The sequence below is a fragment of the Halomonas sp. C10-5 genome (genome assembly GCF_057169305.1).
Genome location: NZ_CP175665.1, coordinates 3,437,046 through 3,453,557, shown reverse-complemented (window position 1 = coordinate 3,453,557; position 16,512 = coordinate 3,437,046). Strand labels below are relative to the sequence as shown.

Annotated in this window: 16 protein-coding genes; 7 read left to right on the top strand and 9 right to left on the bottom strand. The window is 66.2% G+C overall.

Annotated features, from left to right (window positions below):
• Nucleotides 1-569: 569 nt before the first annotated feature.
• The 4 genes from rpmH to mnmE all read left to right on the top strand — a co-directional run bounded on the left by rpmH (nucleotide 570) and on the right by mnmE (nucleotide 4,459).
• Nucleotides 570-704 (top strand): 50S ribosomal protein L34, encoded by a 135-nt coding sequence (rpmH, locus tag ACJ7IV_RS16250; RefSeq protein ID WP_008959105.1) that lies wholly within the window; start codon nucleotides 570-572, stop codon nucleotides 702-704.
• A 13-nt stretch (nucleotides 705-717) separates the two neighbouring features.
• Nucleotides 718-1,170 (top strand): ribonuclease P protein component, encoded by a 453-nt coding sequence (gene rnpA, locus ACJ7IV_RS16245; RefSeq protein ID WP_483865239.1) that lies wholly within the window; start codon nucleotides 718-720, stop codon nucleotides 1,168-1,170.
• A 129-nt stretch (nucleotides 1,171-1,299) separates the two neighbouring features.
• Entirely contained in the window at nucleotides 1,300-2,988 is a 1,689-nt protein-coding gene (yidC, locus tag ACJ7IV_RS16240; RefSeq protein ID WP_483865238.1) for a membrane protein insertase YidC, read from the top strand.
• Between the two features lie 103 nt (nucleotides 2,989-3,091).
• A complete protein-coding gene (gene mnmE / locus ACJ7IV_RS16235) occupies nucleotides 3,092-4,459 on the top strand; it encodes a tRNA uridine-5-carboxymethylaminomethyl(34) synthesis GTPase MnmE (protein ID WP_483865237.1) in 1,368 nt (455 codons plus the stop codon).
• Nucleotides 4,460-4,465: 6 nt separating this feature from the next.
• Here the strand turns inward: mnmE and ACJ7IV_RS16230 are convergent, their stop codons facing one another.
• The 9 genes from ACJ7IV_RS16230 to ACJ7IV_RS16190 form a co-directional block, all read right to left on the bottom strand.
• Nucleotides 4,466-5,314 carry a 23S rRNA (adenine(2030)-N(6))-methyltransferase RlmJ gene (locus tag ACJ7IV_RS16230; protein WP_483865236.1) on the bottom strand — a complete coding sequence of 283 codons (849 nt, stop codon included), beginning with the start codon at nucleotides 5,312-5,314 and terminating at the stop codon, nucleotides 4,466-4,468.
• Nucleotides 5,315-5,420: 106 nt separating this feature from the next.
• Complete coding sequence (locus ACJ7IV_RS16225; RefSeq protein ID WP_483865235.1) at nucleotides 5,421-6,098, bottom strand: YiaD family glycine zipper/OmpA-like lipoprotein; 678 nt, start codon at nucleotides 6,096-6,098, stop codon at nucleotides 5,421-5,423.
• 100 nt (nucleotides 6,099-6,198) lie between these two features.
• The gene (gene hemW, locus ACJ7IV_RS16220; protein ID WP_483865234.1) at nucleotides 6,199-7,365 is read right to left on the bottom strand and encodes a radical SAM family heme chaperone HemW; all 1,167 of its coding nucleotides are present in this window, start codon (nucleotides 7,363-7,365) and stop codon (nucleotides 6,199-6,201) included.
• Complete coding sequence (gene rdgB, locus ACJ7IV_RS16215; RefSeq protein WP_483865233.1) at nucleotides 7,365-7,979, bottom strand: RdgB/HAM1 family non-canonical purine NTP pyrophosphatase; 615 nt, start codon at nucleotides 7,977-7,979, stop codon at nucleotides 7,365-7,367. The genes hemW and rdgB overlap by 1 nt, the downstream gene beginning before the upstream one ends.
• A 10-nt stretch (nucleotides 7,980-7,989) precedes the next feature.
• The gene (locus ACJ7IV_RS16210) at nucleotides 7,990-9,249 is read right to left on the bottom strand and encodes a P-loop nucleotide/nucleoside kinase family protein (RefSeq protein WP_483865232.1); all 1,260 of its coding nucleotides are present in this window, start codon (nucleotides 9,247-9,249) and stop codon (nucleotides 7,990-7,992) included.
• A 48-nt stretch (nucleotides 9,250-9,297) separates the two neighbouring features.
• Nucleotides 9,298-10,590, bottom strand: coding sequence for a glutamate-1-semialdehyde 2,1-aminomutase (gene hemL, locus ACJ7IV_RS16205; RefSeq protein WP_213311675.1), 1,293 nt, complete (start codon nucleotides 10,588-10,590; stop codon nucleotides 9,298-9,300).
• A 155-nt stretch (nucleotides 10,591-10,745) separates the two neighbouring features.
• On the bottom strand, nucleotides 10,746-11,591 hold the full coding sequence (thiD, locus tag ACJ7IV_RS16200) for a bifunctional hydroxymethylpyrimidine kinase/phosphomethylpyrimidine kinase (protein ID WP_483865231.1): 846 nt from the start codon (nucleotides 11,589-11,591) through the stop codon (nucleotides 10,746-10,748).
• Nucleotides 11,591-12,022, bottom strand: coding sequence for a protoporphyrinogen oxidase HemJ (gene hemJ / locus ACJ7IV_RS16195; protein ID WP_161431923.1), 432 nt, complete (start codon nucleotides 12,020-12,022; stop codon nucleotides 11,591-11,593). The genes thiD and hemJ overlap by 1 nt, the downstream gene beginning before the upstream one ends.
• Nucleotides 12,023-12,061: 39 nt before the next feature.
• Nucleotides 12,062-13,978, bottom strand: coding sequence for a chloride channel protein (locus ACJ7IV_RS16190; protein ID WP_483866610.1), 1,917 nt, complete (start codon nucleotides 13,976-13,978; stop codon nucleotides 12,062-12,064).
• A 138-nt stretch (nucleotides 13,979-14,116) separates the two neighbouring features.
• Here ACJ7IV_RS16190 and argC point away from each other — a divergent pair, with 138 nt between their 5' ends.
• The 3 genes from argC to ACJ7IV_RS16175 all read left to right on the top strand — a co-directional run bounded on the left by argC (nucleotide 14,117) and on the right by ACJ7IV_RS16175 (nucleotide 16,499).
• Complete coding sequence (gene argC / locus ACJ7IV_RS16185; protein WP_483865230.1) at nucleotides 14,117-15,151, top strand: N-acetyl-gamma-glutamyl-phosphate reductase; 1,035 nt, start codon at nucleotides 14,117-14,119, stop codon at nucleotides 15,149-15,151.
• 89 nt (nucleotides 15,152-15,240) lie between these two features.
• Entirely contained in the window at nucleotides 15,241-15,594 is a 354-nt protein-coding gene (gene erpA, locus ACJ7IV_RS16180; RefSeq protein WP_161431921.1) for an iron-sulfur cluster insertion protein ErpA, read from the top strand.
• A gap of 116 nt (nucleotides 15,595-15,710) precedes the next feature.
• Complete coding sequence (locus ACJ7IV_RS16175; RefSeq protein ID WP_213311673.1) at nucleotides 15,711-16,499, top strand: transporter substrate-binding domain-containing protein; 789 nt, start codon at nucleotides 15,711-15,713, stop codon at nucleotides 16,497-16,499.
• The last annotated feature ends 13 nt before the right edge of the window (nucleotides 16,500-16,512 follow it).

Below are 16,512 nucleotides of genomic sequence, written 5' to 3'. Positions count from 1 at the left end.
GCGATCTCACCACCTTGTCGAAAAACGGCCGGGCATTGTATCGCCCCACCGCACGGTTATCCACACCCCCGGACACCTCTATACAGCCTGTGGAAAAATGGATCCCTGGCATGGTGACTACTGCGGGACCGAACTGTGCGCAACGGGAAGCTGTGGAGGAACTCGCTTTTCTTCCACAGGATACCCCAGCATCGCACACCGCTCATCCCGGGTCTATCCACAGCAACAGCATGACTTCATCATGTTGTTTTAAAAGGACTAAAACCACTTATCCACAGAATGCCTCCCCAGTATTAATAACAAGGTATTACAGGTTATAAACATTGTTGTTATGGAAGTCCTGTATGACTGCCGAGCGACATCGGTAGCCTGATCGTCTTGCCCAGAAGGACGTTCGCTGGCGACGGCGGCCGCAAAATCGGCCGGATCGGCGCACAGAAAAATTGCACCGCCCGGGGGAAATCACTACAATTTCCGGTCTTGAACCGAATACGTCCGGGTTCCCCGCGGGAATCCAGGCGCCTCGCAAACGACGAATCGTCCAGAAAACCACGTGGGAATAACGAGTTATGAAACGCACCTTTCAACCCAGCGTCCTGAAGCGTAAGCGTGCGCACGGTTTCCGTGCCCGTATGGCCACCAAGAACGGACGTGCCGTCCTGGCGCGTCGTCGCGCCAAGGGTCGCAAGCGCCTGAGCGCCTGATCACGGATCCTGCGTGCCCCGTCAGTCGTTTCCCCGCCGTCTGCGCCTGCTGACGGCCGGGGACTACCGCCAGGTCTTCGAGAACGCGACCTTCAAGGTGCATGGCAAGGGGCTGATGGCACTCGCCTCACCCAATGATCTGGGCCATCCCCGCATCGGCCTTGTCATCAGCAAGAAGAGCATGCGCCGTGCCGTAGACCGCAACCGCGTCAAGCGACTGGTGCGTGAATCGATCCGCTTCCAGCAGCATCGCCTCCCCGCCGTGGACATCGTGATACTCTCGCGGCGCGGCGTAGGCGAACTGGATAACGAGACCCTGCACCGGCAGCTGTTCGGGATGTGGCGAAGGCTGGCACGCGAGGCATTGAAGACGCCCGCGAGAGATCACTCATCAAGTGTCGAGCCGTCTTCATCCGACCGGAGCCCGCCGAAGCATGAGCGCACCCCCTCACAAGGCAAGGCTTGACGCTGCCGGGGCTACCCTCGAGAGTCCGTGTTCGGAATACAGCCTGCCAGTGGCAGGCTTTTGTCTATCTCGGGCGGCTGAAACGCCTTCCGCCCCTGGCATGTTCACTACCCACTGGGCAGAACCCTCATGGACGTAAAACGACTCCTATTGCTGATTCCACTGGCGGTGCTCGCCTATCTGATCGTCGTGCAGTGGAATCAGGACTATGGCCAGACGGCCGTCGAGCCACAGGCTCCCTCCTTTACCAGCAGTCAGTCCGGGGACAGCGACTCCCGGTCCGAAGGTGCCGAGGATGGCCTGGCGGTTCCCGCGGCGAGCAGTGGCGATAGCATGGCGGAGGCCATGCCCGACGAGAGCGAGGCCACAGCGAGCCGCGACCTGGTTGCCGTGATGACCGACGTGCTGGACCTGCGCATCGATCCCCAGGGCGGGGATATCGTCTATGCGGCGCTGCCCCAGCACAAGCTGACCCTCGACTCGGACCGCTCCTACGTGATGCTCTCCGACAGCGAGACGCGCAGCTATGTGGCGCGCTCCGGTCTGCAGCTGGATGGCCAGTCGGGACGTATCGCCTACTCCCCCGAGAAGACCGAGTATCGCCTGGCCGAGGGTGACAAGCGCCTCGAGGTCGACCTGAGTGGCGAGGTCAACGGCATCGAGGTCACCAAGCGCTTCTCCTTCGAGCGCAACAGCTATGCGGTGGACGTCGAGTACTTCCTGGCCAACAACACCGAGTCTCCGGTCTCCGCACGCTTCATCGGCCAGCTGGCCCGCGACAACAGCAGCGATCCCTCCAGCGGTCCCAAGATGGGCATGCGTTCCTATCTGGGTGCAGCCTACTCCACCCCCGAGGATCGCTACCTGAAGGTCGACTTCGAGGAGATCCAGGAGGGCAAGTTCGAGAACCGCGAGGCAGAGGGTGGCTGGGTCGCGATCATCCAGCACTACTTCGTCAGTGCCTGGGCACCGCCCCAGAACCAACAGAACCTCTACTACGCCACCACCGACTCCAGTGGGCGTAATGTGGCCGCCTTCGCCGGCCCGGTGACCCAGGTGGCCGCCGAGGGCGAGTCTCGCCTGGGTGCCACCCTCTATGTGGGCCCCAAGGTGCAGGACTACATGGAAGCCGTGGCCCCCAACCTCAAGCTTACCGTCGACTTCGGCTGGCTGTGGTTCATCGCCAACCCGCTGTTCTGGCTGCTCGACAAGATCCAGGACGTGGTCGGCAACTGGGGCTGGTCCATCGTGCTGCTGACCATCCTGGTCAAGGCGGCCCTGTGGCCACTCTCCGCCAAGGCCTACAAGTCCATGGCCCGCATGCGCAAGCTGGGTCCGGAGATGCAGCGCCTCAAGGAGCAGTACGGCGACGATCGCCAGAAGATGTCCCAGGAGATGATGAAGTTCTACCAGAAGGAGAAGATCAATCCTCTAGGCGGCTGCCTGCCGATCCTGGTGCAGATGCCGGTGTTCATCGCCCTCTACTGGATGCTGCTGGAGTCCGTGGAGCTGCGCCATGCGCCCTTCATGTTCTGGATCCAGGATCTCTCGGTGAAGGATCCGCTGTTCATCCTGCCGATCCTGATGGGTGCCTCCATGTTCGTGCAGCAGATGCTCAACCCCACCCCGCCGGATCCCATGCAGGCGAAGATCATGCGCATGCTGCCCATCGTCTTCACCTTCTTCTTCCTGTGGTTCCCGGCCGGCCTGGTGATCTACTGGGTGGTGAACAACATCATCTCCATCGCCCAGCAGTACGTGATCACCCGCAAGATCGAGAACGACCCCAGCGTCGGCAAGGGCATGAAGACCAAGTAGACCCGCTCGCCCGAGCCGCTCACCAGACCCCCGCCTCGAGCGGGGGTCTGGCGTTTCCGGGGAGCCGAAACGACAATGCTGGCATCACGTCGAGGAGAACCCCATGGTCCCGCTTCACGATCAGGACACCATCGCCGCGCTGGCCACCCCGCCGGGACGCGGCGGGGTCGGCATCATCCGCGTCTCTGGCCCGCTCTGCGCGACGATCGCCGAGGCGGTGGTGGGCCACTGCCCTTCGCCTCGCCACGCCCACTACGGGCCCTTCCAGGGCGAGGCGACGGTGCTCGACGAGGGGATCGCGCTGTTCTTCCCCGGACCGCACTCCTTCACCGGCGAGGATGTCCTCGAACTGCAGGGCCACGGCGGCCCGGTGATCATGGACCTGCTGATCGGCCGCTGCCTCGAGCTGGGAGCTCGCCCGGCGCGCCCCGGCGAGTTCTCCGAGCGCGCCTTCCTCAACGACAAGCTGGACCTCGCCCAGGCCGAAGCGATCGCCGACCTGATCGATGCCAGCTCGCGGGCGGCCGCCGAGAACGCCCTGCGCTCCCTGCAGGGGGACTTCTCGCGCCGGGTCGAGGGCCTGGTGGAGCGACTGATCGAGCTGCGCATCTATGTGGAGGCGGCCATCGACTTCCCCGAGGAGGAGATCGACTTCCTGGGGGATGGCCGGGTCGCGGAGATGCTCACCGGGGTGAAGGAGGAGCTTGCCGCGGTGCGTGCCGCCGCCGGCCAGGGGGCACTGATGCGCGAGGGCATGAGCGTGGTGATCGCCGGCCGGCCCAATGCCGGCAAGTCGAGCCTGCTCAACGCCCTGACCGAGCAGGAGACCGCCATCGTCACCGATATCGCCGGCACCACCCGGGACGTGCTGCGCGAGCATATCCATATCGATGGCATGCCACTGCATGTCATCGACACCGCCGGCCTGCGCGACACCCCCGATGCCGTGGAACGGATCGGCGTGGCCCGGGCCTGGGCGGAGATCGAGAAGGCTGACCGGGTGCTGCTGCTGGTCGATGCGGCCACCACCGACGCCACCGACCCCATGGCGATCTGGCCGGAGTTCGTGGCCCGGCTTCCCGACCCGGCCCGGCTGACCCTGGTACGCAACAAGATCGATGCCAGTCAGGAGACCCCGGGACTCGACTTGTCCACAACCACTCCCATCGTGAGGCTTTCCGCGAAGACCACACAGGGTGTGGATAACCTGAAGGCCCACCTCAAGGCGGTGATGGGCTTCACCGGCACGGCGGAGGGTCGCTTCTCGGCCCGCCGCCGCCACCTCGACGCCCTGGATCGCGCCGAGCGGGCGCTTCTCAACGGCGAGGCCCAGCTCTCGGGTTATGGCGCCGGCGAGCTGCTCGCGGAGGACCTACGCGATGCCCAGCAGGCACTGGGCGAGATCACCGGCGAGTTCAGTGCCGATGATCTCCTCGGCGAGATCTTCGGCAGCTTCTGTATCGGCAAGTAGACAGACCTACTCGCCGACCCACCAGTCGCCACGATAGCTCGCCGCACCGCTCAGCAGCGGGGCTACCCGCCCCATGGCCGCGGCGAGACGCTGGTCGAGTCCCCACGGCGGGTTGACCACCAGCATGCCGCTGCCGAACATGCCGCGCGCCTCGTGGCCCGGTGCCTGCAGGCGAAATTCGCTGCGCCATACCTTGCGTACACCACCGGCCTTCACGGCATCGAGCAGCTCGTGGTGGCGGCCTGCCGGCAGCAACGGGTACCACACCAGCACCACGGCATGTCGCGCCTTGTGCAGCGTCGCCAGCACCGCCTGAGCCACCTCGACATACTCCTGCTTGCGCTCGTAACTCGGATCGATCAGCACACACAGGCGCGGCGTCTTCACCGGCAGGCGGTCGAAGAGTCCCTTCAGTCCGTCTCCATGAATCGTGCGGATATCCCCCTCCAGCGGCTGGCCCGCCAGATGGGCATGCTCCCCGGGATGCAGCTCGAAGAGCAGCTGGCGGTCACCGGAGCGCAGGCGCCGGCCCATCCACCAGGGCGAGCCCGGATAGTGGCTCAGGCGGCGGGGCTCCGGCTGCGCCTCGACCAGTGCCGCAAGCCAGTCGCCCAGCAGCGCCTCATCCATGAGTGACTCGCGCTCCTCCCACAGGGGCAGGACGCCCTGGCGATACTCGTGCAGCCGGGATGTCTCCTCAGCGGCCAGTGGATAGAGGCCGCGACCGGCATGGGTATCTATGAACGTAACTGGAGATTCTTTACGTAACAGGTGGTCGATGACCCCGTGCAGGGTCAGGTGCTTGTGAACGTCGGCAAAATTACCGGCATGGTAGGCGTGCTGGTAGGAGAGCATGGGTGCGGACCCGCGTATCGGCAACGAGAGAGAAAAGGTCAGAGAAAGGGCTCGCCACAGGAGTGGCGAGCCCGACAGGTTACCGCAGGGTATCGAGAGGCAGTGCTTACTCGAAGCGGCTCTGGATGGGGGAGAGGGTGATCTCGACGCGACGGTTCTGGGCGCGACCCTGCTCGGAGTTGTTGCTGGCCACCGGCTGGTTCTCGCCATAGCCGGTCATGTTCAGGCGGTTGCCGGCGACACCGGCCTGGGCCAGGTAGTTGCCCACCGCCTGGGCGCGGCGCTCGGAGAGCCGCTGGTTGTAGGCGGCATCACCGGTGCTGTCGGTATGGCCACCGATATTGACGCGGGTATCGTCGTACTGGGTCAGTACCCTGGCCACCTCGTTGAGGGCATTGCGCGCGTTGGAGGTCAGCTCGCTGGAGTCGAAGCCGAAGGTAACCTCACTGGGCATGTTGAGCACGATATCGTCACCGCGCCGGTCGACGCCGATGCCGGTGCCCTGGGTGCTCTGGCGAAGCTGCTCCTCCTGGCGGTCCATGTAGGCACCAACACCGGCACCCGCGGCGGCACCCACGGCGGCACCCACCAGCGCACGGTCGCGGCGACTGGTGCTGCCGTCGCCGCTCAGCGCACCGGCGGCAGCGCCGACCACGGCACCGATGGCGGCACCGGTGCCGGTCTGGTTGCGGTCGGTCTGGCCGCTGTAGGGGTCAGTGGTGGCACAGCCGGCCAGTAGCACGGCAGCGGCCAGCGGGGCCATAAAACGAAGTGGCTTGGTCATCGTGGTGTTCTCCTTGGTTTGGGTCATTGGTCATTGGCCCGTTCGTTCATCCCTGGGGCCGTCAATGGCAGCGATTGCGATGAGCGTAGCACAGGCACCATCAGGACTCGTCGATGGACGCCAGCAGTTCGTTCAAGAATAGTAGACCTCGGGGGGAAGCTTGAACCCTTTGGGCATCTTCCACCAGAAGTCCTTTTTTGCGTGCACTGGCGAGGCGCTCGACCAACAGCGCTTCCGGCAGGCCGGTGGTCTCGCTCCATAGCGCCAGCGGCACGCCCTCGGGCAGCCGCAACGCGTTCATGGCGAACTCCAGCGGCAGGTCGACCTCGTCGACGGGATGCGCATCGGCCACGAACCCTCGCGGATCATGACGACGCCGCAGATAGGCCTCGGGCTGACGGCTCTTCCAGCGTCGCTCGATGCGCAAGCGGCCATCCTCGCCCGGGGCGCTCAGCTTGCCATGGGCGCCGGCACCGATGCCCAGATAGTCGCCGAAGCGCCAGTAGTTGAGGTTGTGGCGAGAGCGGCGCCCCTCCCGGGCATAGGCAGAGATCTCGTAGCGCTGGAATCCCGACGCCTCGAGGCGCTCATGGCCTTGATCCTGGATCTCCCACAGCGCCTCCTCTTCGGGGAGGGCAGGCGGATAGCGGTAGAACTCCGTATTGGGCTCCAGGGTGAGCTGGTACCAGGAGAGGTGTTCCGGCTCCAGCGCCAGGGCATGCTGCAGGTCCGCCAGCGCCAGCTCTGGTGTCTGCCCGGGAAGCCCATGCATCATGTCGACGTTGAGGTTGTCGAAGCCCGCCTGGCGCGCCTCGGAAAAGGCCGCCTCGGCATCATCACCGCTGTGGATGCGCCCCAGTGCCGCGAGCTGTGGCGCCTGGAAGCTCTGCACGCCCAGCGACAGGCGATTGATGCCCGCCTCGCGGTAGCCGGCGAAGCGACCACGCTCCAGGGTACCGGGATTGGCCTCGAGGGTGATCTCGATATCGCGGGCCAGGGGGAGGCGCTCGGCCACGCCTGCCAGCAGGCGCCGATAGAAGTCGGCGGAGAGCAGGCTCGGCGTGCCGCCCCCGATAAACAGGCTGACCAGCTCCCGCTCCGCGGCCAGCGGCAGGTCGGCATCGAGGTCAACGAGCAGGGCGGCGAGATACGCCTCCTCAGGCAGACCGGCGGTACGGCCGACGGCGTGGGAGTTGAAGTCGCAGTAGGGGCACTTGCGCACGCACCAGGGCACGTGCACATAGAGCGCCAGGGGTGGCAGTGCCATCAGTGGCTCCCGTGGGCCTGGCGGAACTGCTCGACCAGGGCCTGCAGGGCCCGGCCGCGATGGCTCAGCCGGTTCTTCTCCGCCGCCGGCAGCTCGGCCACGCTCATGCCCTGGTCGGGCAGCCAGAACAACGGGTCGTAGCCGAAGCCTCCCTCGCCGCGCGGATGGGCCAGGATCTCGCCCTCCCAGCTGCACTGGACGATCCGCGGCACGGGATCCTCAGGATGACGCAGATGCACCAGCACGCACCAGTAGCGCGCGCTGCGAGCTCCCTCGGGCACCTCGGCCAGCGCCTCGAGCAGGCGCGCGTTGTTGCGCTCGTCGCTCTTCGGCTCGCCGGCATAGCGGGCGGAATAGATGCCGGGGGCCCCGTCGAGGGCATCGACCTCCAGGCCGGAATCATCGGCCAGGGCCGGCAGGCCACTGACGCGGCTGGCCTCGCGCGCCTTGAGCAGGGCATTCTCGACGAAGGTCAGGCCGGTCTCCTCCACCTCGGGTACGGCGAAGTCCGACTGGGGGCGCACCTGCATGCCCAGTGGCCCCAGCAGCTGCTCGAATTCACGCAGCTTGCCGGGATTGCCACTGGCCAGCACCAGGCTAGCAATGGGGGTCATGGGATTCCTCTCAGGCAAGCTTCACATGCTCCTCGATAAGGCTCAGCAGGGACTCGGCGGCATTGTCCGCGGTGGTGTCGAGATGTACCAGGTGCAGGCGCTCCTCGTCGGCGAACGGCTCGAAACGTTGCTGCTGCTGCGCCAGCACCGCCAGGCTCTCCTCGACGGCCACGCCCTGGCGTGAGGCACGCTTCTCGATACGCCGGCGCAGGATCGCGTCGTCGGCCTCGAAGCTGACCAGCAGGCAGGGCAGGCCGCGGGCCTCGGCCTGCTGACGCAACTGGTCACGCTGGGCACGGGTCAGGCAGGTGGCATCCACGCAGGCGGGGATGCCGGCATCCAGCAGATAGCCGGCACAGGCGGCGAGGCGCCGATAGGTCGCCTCCGTGGCGGCCTCGCCAAAGATATCCACAGCCGCGGAGCCGTCATCACCCTGTGGATGGATCGAGTCGTCATCGGCCTGGGCGAGACGCTGGCGTTCCGCCTCGGAGCTGACCCGGATCGCCCCCAGCCCGGTGACCAGCCCCCGGGTAAAGCGACTCTTGCCGCTGCCCGAGACGCCCACGGCAATGACCAGCGGCGGGAAACGGAATTCGGCGATGCGTTCGGCCAGTGCCAGGTAGCGACGACACTCGGCCATGCTCTCGGCCTGCAGGGCGGGGTGTTCCGGATCGAGCCCCCGGGCGGGACGGCGACGCAGGGCGCGCCTGGCGGCAGTCAGCGCATGGCAGGTGCCGAACAGCGACAGCAGTCGGGCGAGCTCGTAGTCGCCCGAGTGGCGCAGATAGCGATCCAGCGCCAGCCGCGTCAGTTCCGGGGTCTCGCGCCCCTCCAGGCCGACCAGCAGCGCCGCAAGGTCGCTGGCCGGATCGTCGGCAAGCTCGGCACCCGGCACCTCCAGGTCGCGCCCGATGGCATTCACCAGCAGCGGTCGACCGGCGTGGCACAGCCGGCTGGTGGGGTGACGCAGCGCCCAGCTCGGCACCCGGCGTGCGGCGCGGGCCTCGAGGATGGGTGTCAGACGCACCAGGTCCTGCTCCAGCCAGTCGCCCAGCTGGTCGAGTCGTTCGCGCTCCTCCTCATCCAGCAGGGCCTCACGGATGGCCGCCAGTTCGGCCCCCATGGCCAGCGTCAATGGATGTCCGGCGGCCTGGGCTTCGGCATCATGGGAAGCCGCCCCGCGGTGATAGGCCACCAGGGCATCGATGAGCGCCTCCAGCTCCAGACTTTCGCCACTACCGGCCTTGTCGGCATCCAGGGTATGACGCATGGCAGTTCTCCCGGTGGTGATTCGATGAGGCGCCAGTCCTGACGCTGCTCAGTCTTGACGTTGCATGGCCGCGAAGGCCTTCTCGGCGGCATCCAGGGTGAACTGGATATCCTCCGGCGTGTGGGCACTGGACATGAAGCCCGCCTCGTAGGCCGAAGGCGCCAGGTAGACCCCCTCGTCGAGCATCGCCGAGAAGAAGCGACGGAAGGCGTCGGCGTCACAGGCGGTGGCCTGGGCGAAGTTGTCGACCCGGCTCTGGCCGGTGAAGAAGAGGCCGAACATGCCACCGGCACGCTGGGTGATCATCTCCACGCCGGCCGCATCGGCGCGCTCCTGGAGACCGTGGCAGAGGGTCTCGACGCGCTGGGCCAGGGCATCATGGAAACCCGGCTCGCGCAGCTTGGTCAGCAAGGCGATGCCTGCCGCCATGGCCAGCGGGTTGCCGGAGAGGGTGCCCGCCTGATAGATGGGGCCCAGCGGCGAGATATTGGACATGAGCGTCTCGCTGCCGCCGAAGGCACCCACCGGCATGCCGCCGCCGACGATCTTGCCCAGGCAGGTTAGGTCGGGGCGCACGCCGTAGTGGGCCTGGGCACCGCCCATGGCCACCCGGAAGCCGGTCATCACCTCGTCGAAGATCAGCACGCTGTCGTGGGCATTGCAGACCCGACGCAGGCTCTCCAGGAAGCCGGGCTGGGGGGGGATGCAGTTCATGTTGCCGGCCACCGGCTCGACGATGATGCAGGCCACCTGGTCACCGATCTCCTCGAAGCACTGCTCCACGGCATCGATATCGTTGTAAGACAGGGTGATGGTGTGCTCGGCCAGGGACGCCGGCACGCCGGGAGAGCTGGGCTCGCCGTGGGTCAGCGCCCCGGAGCCCGCCTTGACCAGCAGCGAGTCGGAGTGGCCATGGTAGTTGCCCTCGAACTTGACGATCTTGTCGCGGCCGGTGACGCCACGCGCCAGGCGGATCGCCGACATGGTGGCCTCGGTGCCGGAGTTGACCATGCGCACCATTTCGATGGAGGGGATCATCTCGCAGATGAGGTCCGCCATGGTGGTCTCGATGGCGGTGGGGGTGCCGAAGGAGAGGCCGTTGTCGAGGCGCCCACGCACCGCTCCCAGCACGTCCGGATCGGCATGACCGGTAATCATCGGTCCCCAGGAGCCCACGTAGTCCACGTAGCGCTGGCCCTCCACATCGAACAGGTAGGCGCCCTGGGCACGTTCCATGAATATCGGCGGACGCTGCAGCCCCTTGAAGGCGCGTACCGGGGAGTTGACCCCACCGGGGATATGCCGGCAGGCCTGGGCGAAGAGCTGGGCGGAGGTCGTCATGTCGTATCGTGTCCTCGAGGCTGTGGATAATTCTCTGGATAAGCTATTCACAGGAAGTGAAGTGGCGGCAATTTCCGCCGATCTGAGCGCCGCGGCGGCATGCCTGAACATTGCCCCATTCTCGATGCTCCGGCCGCCAAAGGCCATACCCCTCCTCAGGGAGAAGCGGGTGATGCGACGCTCGGCACCGTCGGCAGTCGCCAGAGGCGACGAGGCAGCGCCTGGCTCTCGCCGGGCCGCCAGCCGTGGGCCAATGCCTCCCAGGTGAATGCCTGTGCCTGCTCACAGGCCATCACCAGTGACTCGCCGACGGCCAGACGCGACGCCAGGAAGGCCGCCATGGTGCAGCCTGAGCCGTGATAACGCCCCGCAAGCCGCGGCCAGCTCCACTGGCGACTCTGGTCCGGGGCATGCAGCGTATGCGCCACGCGCTCCACCGGCACCCCCGGCGCCGGATCATCGGTGCCGGTCACCAGCACTGCCTGACAGCCCAGGCGCATCAGCGCCACGGCCCGCTCGGTATCCTGCAGCAGGCTTGGGGAGAGCCGCGCCAGCTCACCCCGGTTGGGGGTGAGGATATCCACACGCGGCAGCAGCCGCTCGCGGTAGGCATCGACGAGCTCGGTTGTGGATAACTCCCTGCCGCCGCCGGCAGACAGCACCGGGTCGGCCACCACCGGCACCCCGGGAAAGCGCTGGAGGATATCGGTGATCGCATCCAGGGTCGCCAGGTCGGCCACCAGACCGATCTTGATCGCCGCCACCTCGAACTCGTCGAGGGCAGCGACGCTGGCGCGCATGACCTCGGGGTCGGCGGGGATCACCCGCGAGACATCGCTGCAGGACTGCACGGTCAGGGCGGTAGGCACGGTCAGCGCCCAGCCGCCGCCGGCGGCAACCGCCTCGGCATCGGCCACCAGGCCGGCGCCGCCGGTAGGGTCGTGGCCGGCGAGCACCAGCACGACCGGCAGGTGGGGGTCGTGGTCCGTGATGGCTGCCATCAGAACGGCTTGAGCACGGCGAGGAAGATGATGATCAGCAGGGCAATTACCGGCAGCTCATTGAACCAGCGGAAGAACACGTGGCCACGCTTGCAGCGCGCTTCGGCGAACTGCTTCAGGTAGATCAGGCAGACATGGTGGTAGCCCACCAGCAGCGCCACCAGCAGCAGCTTGGCATGGATCCAGCCCTGGGCCAGCCAGCCGGGATTGAGCACCAGCATGATGCCGCCGAACAGCAGCACGGCGATCATGGAGGGGGTCATGATGCCTCGATAGAGCTTGCGCTCCATGACCAGGAAGTGGTCGATCGCCTGCTGCTCGCCGCGGTCGCGCGCCATGGCGTGATAGACGTAGAGCCGCGGCAGGTAGAAGAGGGCGGCGAACCAGGTGACCATGGCGATCAGGTGCAGGGCCTTGAACCACAGGTACATGGGAGCTCCTTGCGGGTGGTGGAGTAAGGGGAGGAGGCGTCAGTTCTCGACGCGGTAGAAGCGCTCGATGGCGCCGCGGGTGATGATACCGGAAATCCGCTTCTGCTTCGGCCGATGGCCGTGCTCCACATAGAGGGCATCGAGCATCGAGTCATTGAGCTTGTTGAAGGCCTCGGAGAGGGTGGCCTGCAGCCCGATGGGAGCAAGCTCCAGGCGCACGCCGGGAATCTCCAGCAGATCCACCTCTGGCGGGTCCTCCTTCTCCCGGATTTTCTCCCTGATTTTCTCGCTGACCTTCTCCTTGCCCTTCTTGCGTTTCTTGGCCATCTTCTCTTCGCCGTCGCCCTCCGGCGCCACCTCCGTGGCGAGCTCCACCGTCTCGGCAGGCTCGGTTCCTTCGCCCTCCTCGGCGGCGCTCTTCTCTTCCGCCGCCGCCTGCTCGGTGAGCCAGCGGGCCAGGTCGGCGGCCTTGAGCGCCAGCACCGGCTTGTCGTCGCTGGAGCGCTCGATCAGGATCCACACCGGCTCCGACTCCAGCAGCGTTCGGGCACGCTCCCGGGAGACCATGCGCTGGGTGCGCACCAGCCGGCGCTCCATCACCGCCGGCACCGAGACACGGGAGAGCGCCTGCATCAGCGGCTGCTGCAGGGGATGCAGCCCCTGGCGCGTGACGCTGATGAAGAAACCGCCGCAGCGGCACAGCTGACGCGCGGTCAGGCAGGAGACCACCACCGCCAGCATGCCGGGCAGGATGATATTCGGGTTGTGGGTCAGCTCGAGCAGCGCCATCAGCGCCGCCAGGGGCGCCTGCAGCACCGCGCCCATCATCGCCGCCATGCCCAGCATGGCGTAGAGCGCCGGATCCGAAGCCTCGATGGGCAACAACCACTGGCCGGTCATGCCGCACAGCGCACCGGCCGCACCGCCGATTACCAGTACCGGGCCGATGATGCTCACCGGAATCCCGCAGGCCACGGTGCCGGCGGTGAGCAGCAGCTTGCCGATGGCCACGGCGAGCAGCACATCCATCGCCACCGAACCGCTGAGGGTTGCCTGCAGGGTGTCATAACCCATGCCCTGAACCTGGGGATACCACCAGGCCACGGCGCCCACCACGGCCCCGGCCATCAGGAAGCGCAGTGCCATGGGCAGGCGCTCCAGGCGCGGCCCCAGCCGCGAGACCCGCACGAACAGGCCGGCCAGCAGGCCGATCACCAGGGCGCTGACGATGATCCACGGCAGATCGAGCAGGGAGTTGAGGTGCAGGTCGGGCACGCCGATCGCCGGGTCGGGACCATAGACCAGCTGGGCTACCACCGCGCCCATGGTGGAGGCCAGGATGACCGGCATGAAGCCGATGATGGTGTACTCCATCATCACCACTTCCATGGCGAAGATGACGCCGGCGATCGGCGTGTTGAAGGAGGCGGCGATGCCCGCCGCGGTACCGCAGGCGACCAGGACCCGAAGGCTGTTATGGGGCAGGCGCAGGCGCTGGCCCAGGCCGCTGGAGGCGGCGGCCCCCAGGTGTATGGCCGGCCCCTCGCGGCCAGCCGACAGCCCCCCCAGCACCGAGATCAGACCCACCACCCACTGGGTCAGCCAGTTGCGCAGCGGGAAGCGCCCCTGGTGATAGGCCAGGCGGTCGATCACGTGAACCACTCCGACCTGGCGGCCGCCCTGGGGGGTGAACCACATCCACAGGCCGATCAGCAGCGCAGCACCCAGCGGCATCAGGCTGCGCAGCGCCGGCGACATGGATTCGAATGCCTCGGGACTGTCGGCGGGAAACAGCCACAGTCCGCCCAGTTCCAGCAGGCTGCGAAACCCCACCATCAGGATACCGGTCAGTACTCCTGCCACGACGCCCAGAACGCAGAGTTGCGGCAGGGCATCCACATTGGCAAGCTGTTGTCGAAAACGCTCCAGTCCTTGACCGGCATCGAGGCGAGGCAAACGCGGCACGTCGCGGTTTCCTTTACGACTGAGTAACGACCCTTCCGGTCCTTCACCTGTGTATCATATTCCCACAGGACGATGACAGCCCGCCGCTTTCGGGGCGTCCTACGTTTTTCGTCAATCAAGGAGTCTCATGTGATCAAGGTCGGAATCGTCGGCGGCACCGGTTACACCGGCGTCGAACTGCTCAGGCTGCTGGCCCAGCATCCGGAAGTGGAGGTCGAGGCCATCACCTCGCGTTCCGAGGCCGGCCTAGGTGTCGCCGAACTCTATCCCAACCTGCGCGGGCACTATGACGGCCTGACCTTCAGCGAGCCTAACACCGAACGCCTGGGCGCCTGCGATGCGGTGTTCTTCGCTACCCCCCATGGCGTGGCTCATGCCCTCGCCGGCGAACTGCTCGAACGCGGCACCCGAGTCATCGACCTCTCCGCCGACTTCCGCCTGCGTGACGCCGCTGAGTGGGCCGACTGGTACGGCCAGCCCCACGGGGCCCCCCAGCTGCTCGACGAGGCCGTCTACGGCCTGCCGGAGGTCAACCGCGACAGGATCCGCAAGGCACGCCTGATCGCCGTGCCCGGCTGTTATCCCACCGCCGTTCAACTTGGCCTGCTGCCGCTGCTCGAGGCGGGACTGATCGATGCCGAGCATATCATCGCCGACAGCAAGTCCGGGGTCACCGGTGCCGGCCGCGGCGCCAAGGTGCCTTCGCTGCTGGCCGAGGCCAGCGAATCCATGAGGGCCTACGGCGCGAGCGGTCATCGCCACCTGCCGGAGATCTGCCAGGGCCTGGGCGATGCCGCCGGACGTCCCGTCGGCCTGACCTTCGTGCCCCATCTGACGCCGATGATCCGCGGCATCCATGCCACCCTCTATGGCCGGCTCACCGGTGAGCCGGGTGATCTTCAGGCACTGTTCGAGACCCGCTTCGCCGGCGAGCCCTTCGTCGACGTGATGCCCCCGGGCAGCCATCCGGAGACCCGCAGCGTCAAGGGCGCCAACCTCTGCCGGCTCGCCGTGCACCGGCCCGGCGACGGCGATACCGTGGTGGTGCTCTCGGTGATCGACAACCTGGTCAAGGGCGCTTCTGGGCAGGCGATCCACAACCTCAACCTGATGTTCGGCTTCGACGAGAACGCCGGGCTCGCCGCCCCCGCGATGATGCCCTGATCCGTATTCCGTATCCCCAGTAAAAGTTGACCCTTTTGCTGGGGATTGCGGATAATGACCGGTCACACTTCCTTCCCCTGGAGTCCTCCATGAGCGAAGCCGAATCCTTCGTCCCTACGCCCCTGATGCTGTCCGACAGCGCAAGGGCCCGGCTGCGTGCGCTGATCGAAGAGGAGGGTAACAGCGAGCTGAAGCTGCGGGTCTATGTCACCGGCGGCGGCTGCTCGGGCTTCCAGTACGGATTCGATTTTGCCGACGAGGCGGCCGATGATGACACCGTCATCCCGTTCGGCGATGTGGCGCTGGTGATCGACCCGCTCTCCTACCAGTATCTGGTGGGTTCCACCGTTGACTACGAGGAGGGGCTGGCCGGCGCCCGCTTCCTGATCCAGAACCCCAACGCCACCACCACCTGCGGCTGTGGCGCCTCCTTCATGGTGTAGCAGCGCCTCCCCGGCGGCGGGGAAGCGTGAGATCCCCCGACTTGACGCTCTGCGGGAATCTCGCCAAGGTTGAAATGGCGAGTCCCATCAGAAAAGTCCCAAGAACGGGGAATCTCATGAAACAATCTACTGCGGCTACACCCTTCCTGAAGCACACCCTGTTGGCCAGCGCCCTGGCGCTGGGCACCGGCCTGGCCGGTTCCGCCCTGGCCCAGGACACCACCGTCAACGTGGTTACCGACCCCAGCTTCGTACCCTTCGAGATGCTGGATACCGAGACCGGCGAGATGGTCGGCTTCGACATGGATATCATCCATGAGGTGGCCGAGCGTGCCGGCTTCGAGGTCAACCTGACCACCATGGAGTTCAATGGCATCATCCCGGCCATCCAGACCGGCAGCCAGGAGATCGCCATCGCCGGTGTCACCATCACCGAAGAGCGCGCGGAGATCGTCGACTTCTCCGATCCCTACTACGACTCCGGCCTGCGCATCATGGTACGTGCCGATAACGACGAGGTGGAGACCCTCGAGGACCTCGAAGGCCTGACGGTAGCCACTAAGATCGGCTCCACCAGCTACGACTTCCTCCAGGAGAATCTGGGCGACAGTTCCGAGATCACTCCCTACCCGGGCACCTCCGACATGTACATGGCGCTGCTCGGCCGCAACGTCGACGCCGCCTTCTACGATGCCCCCAACGTCGGCTACTTCGCCCAGACCCGCGGTGAAGGCCGCACCAAGGTGGTGGGGCCGCTCTATGAGGGCCAGCAGTACGGCATCGTCTTCCATCAGGGCAGCGAGTGGGTAGAGCCGGTCAACCAGGCGCTGGCCGAGATGAAGGAGGACGGCACCTACGACGAGATCTACGCGAAGTGGTTCGGCGAGGCGCCCAGCGACGACTGAGGCGACTCCCCTC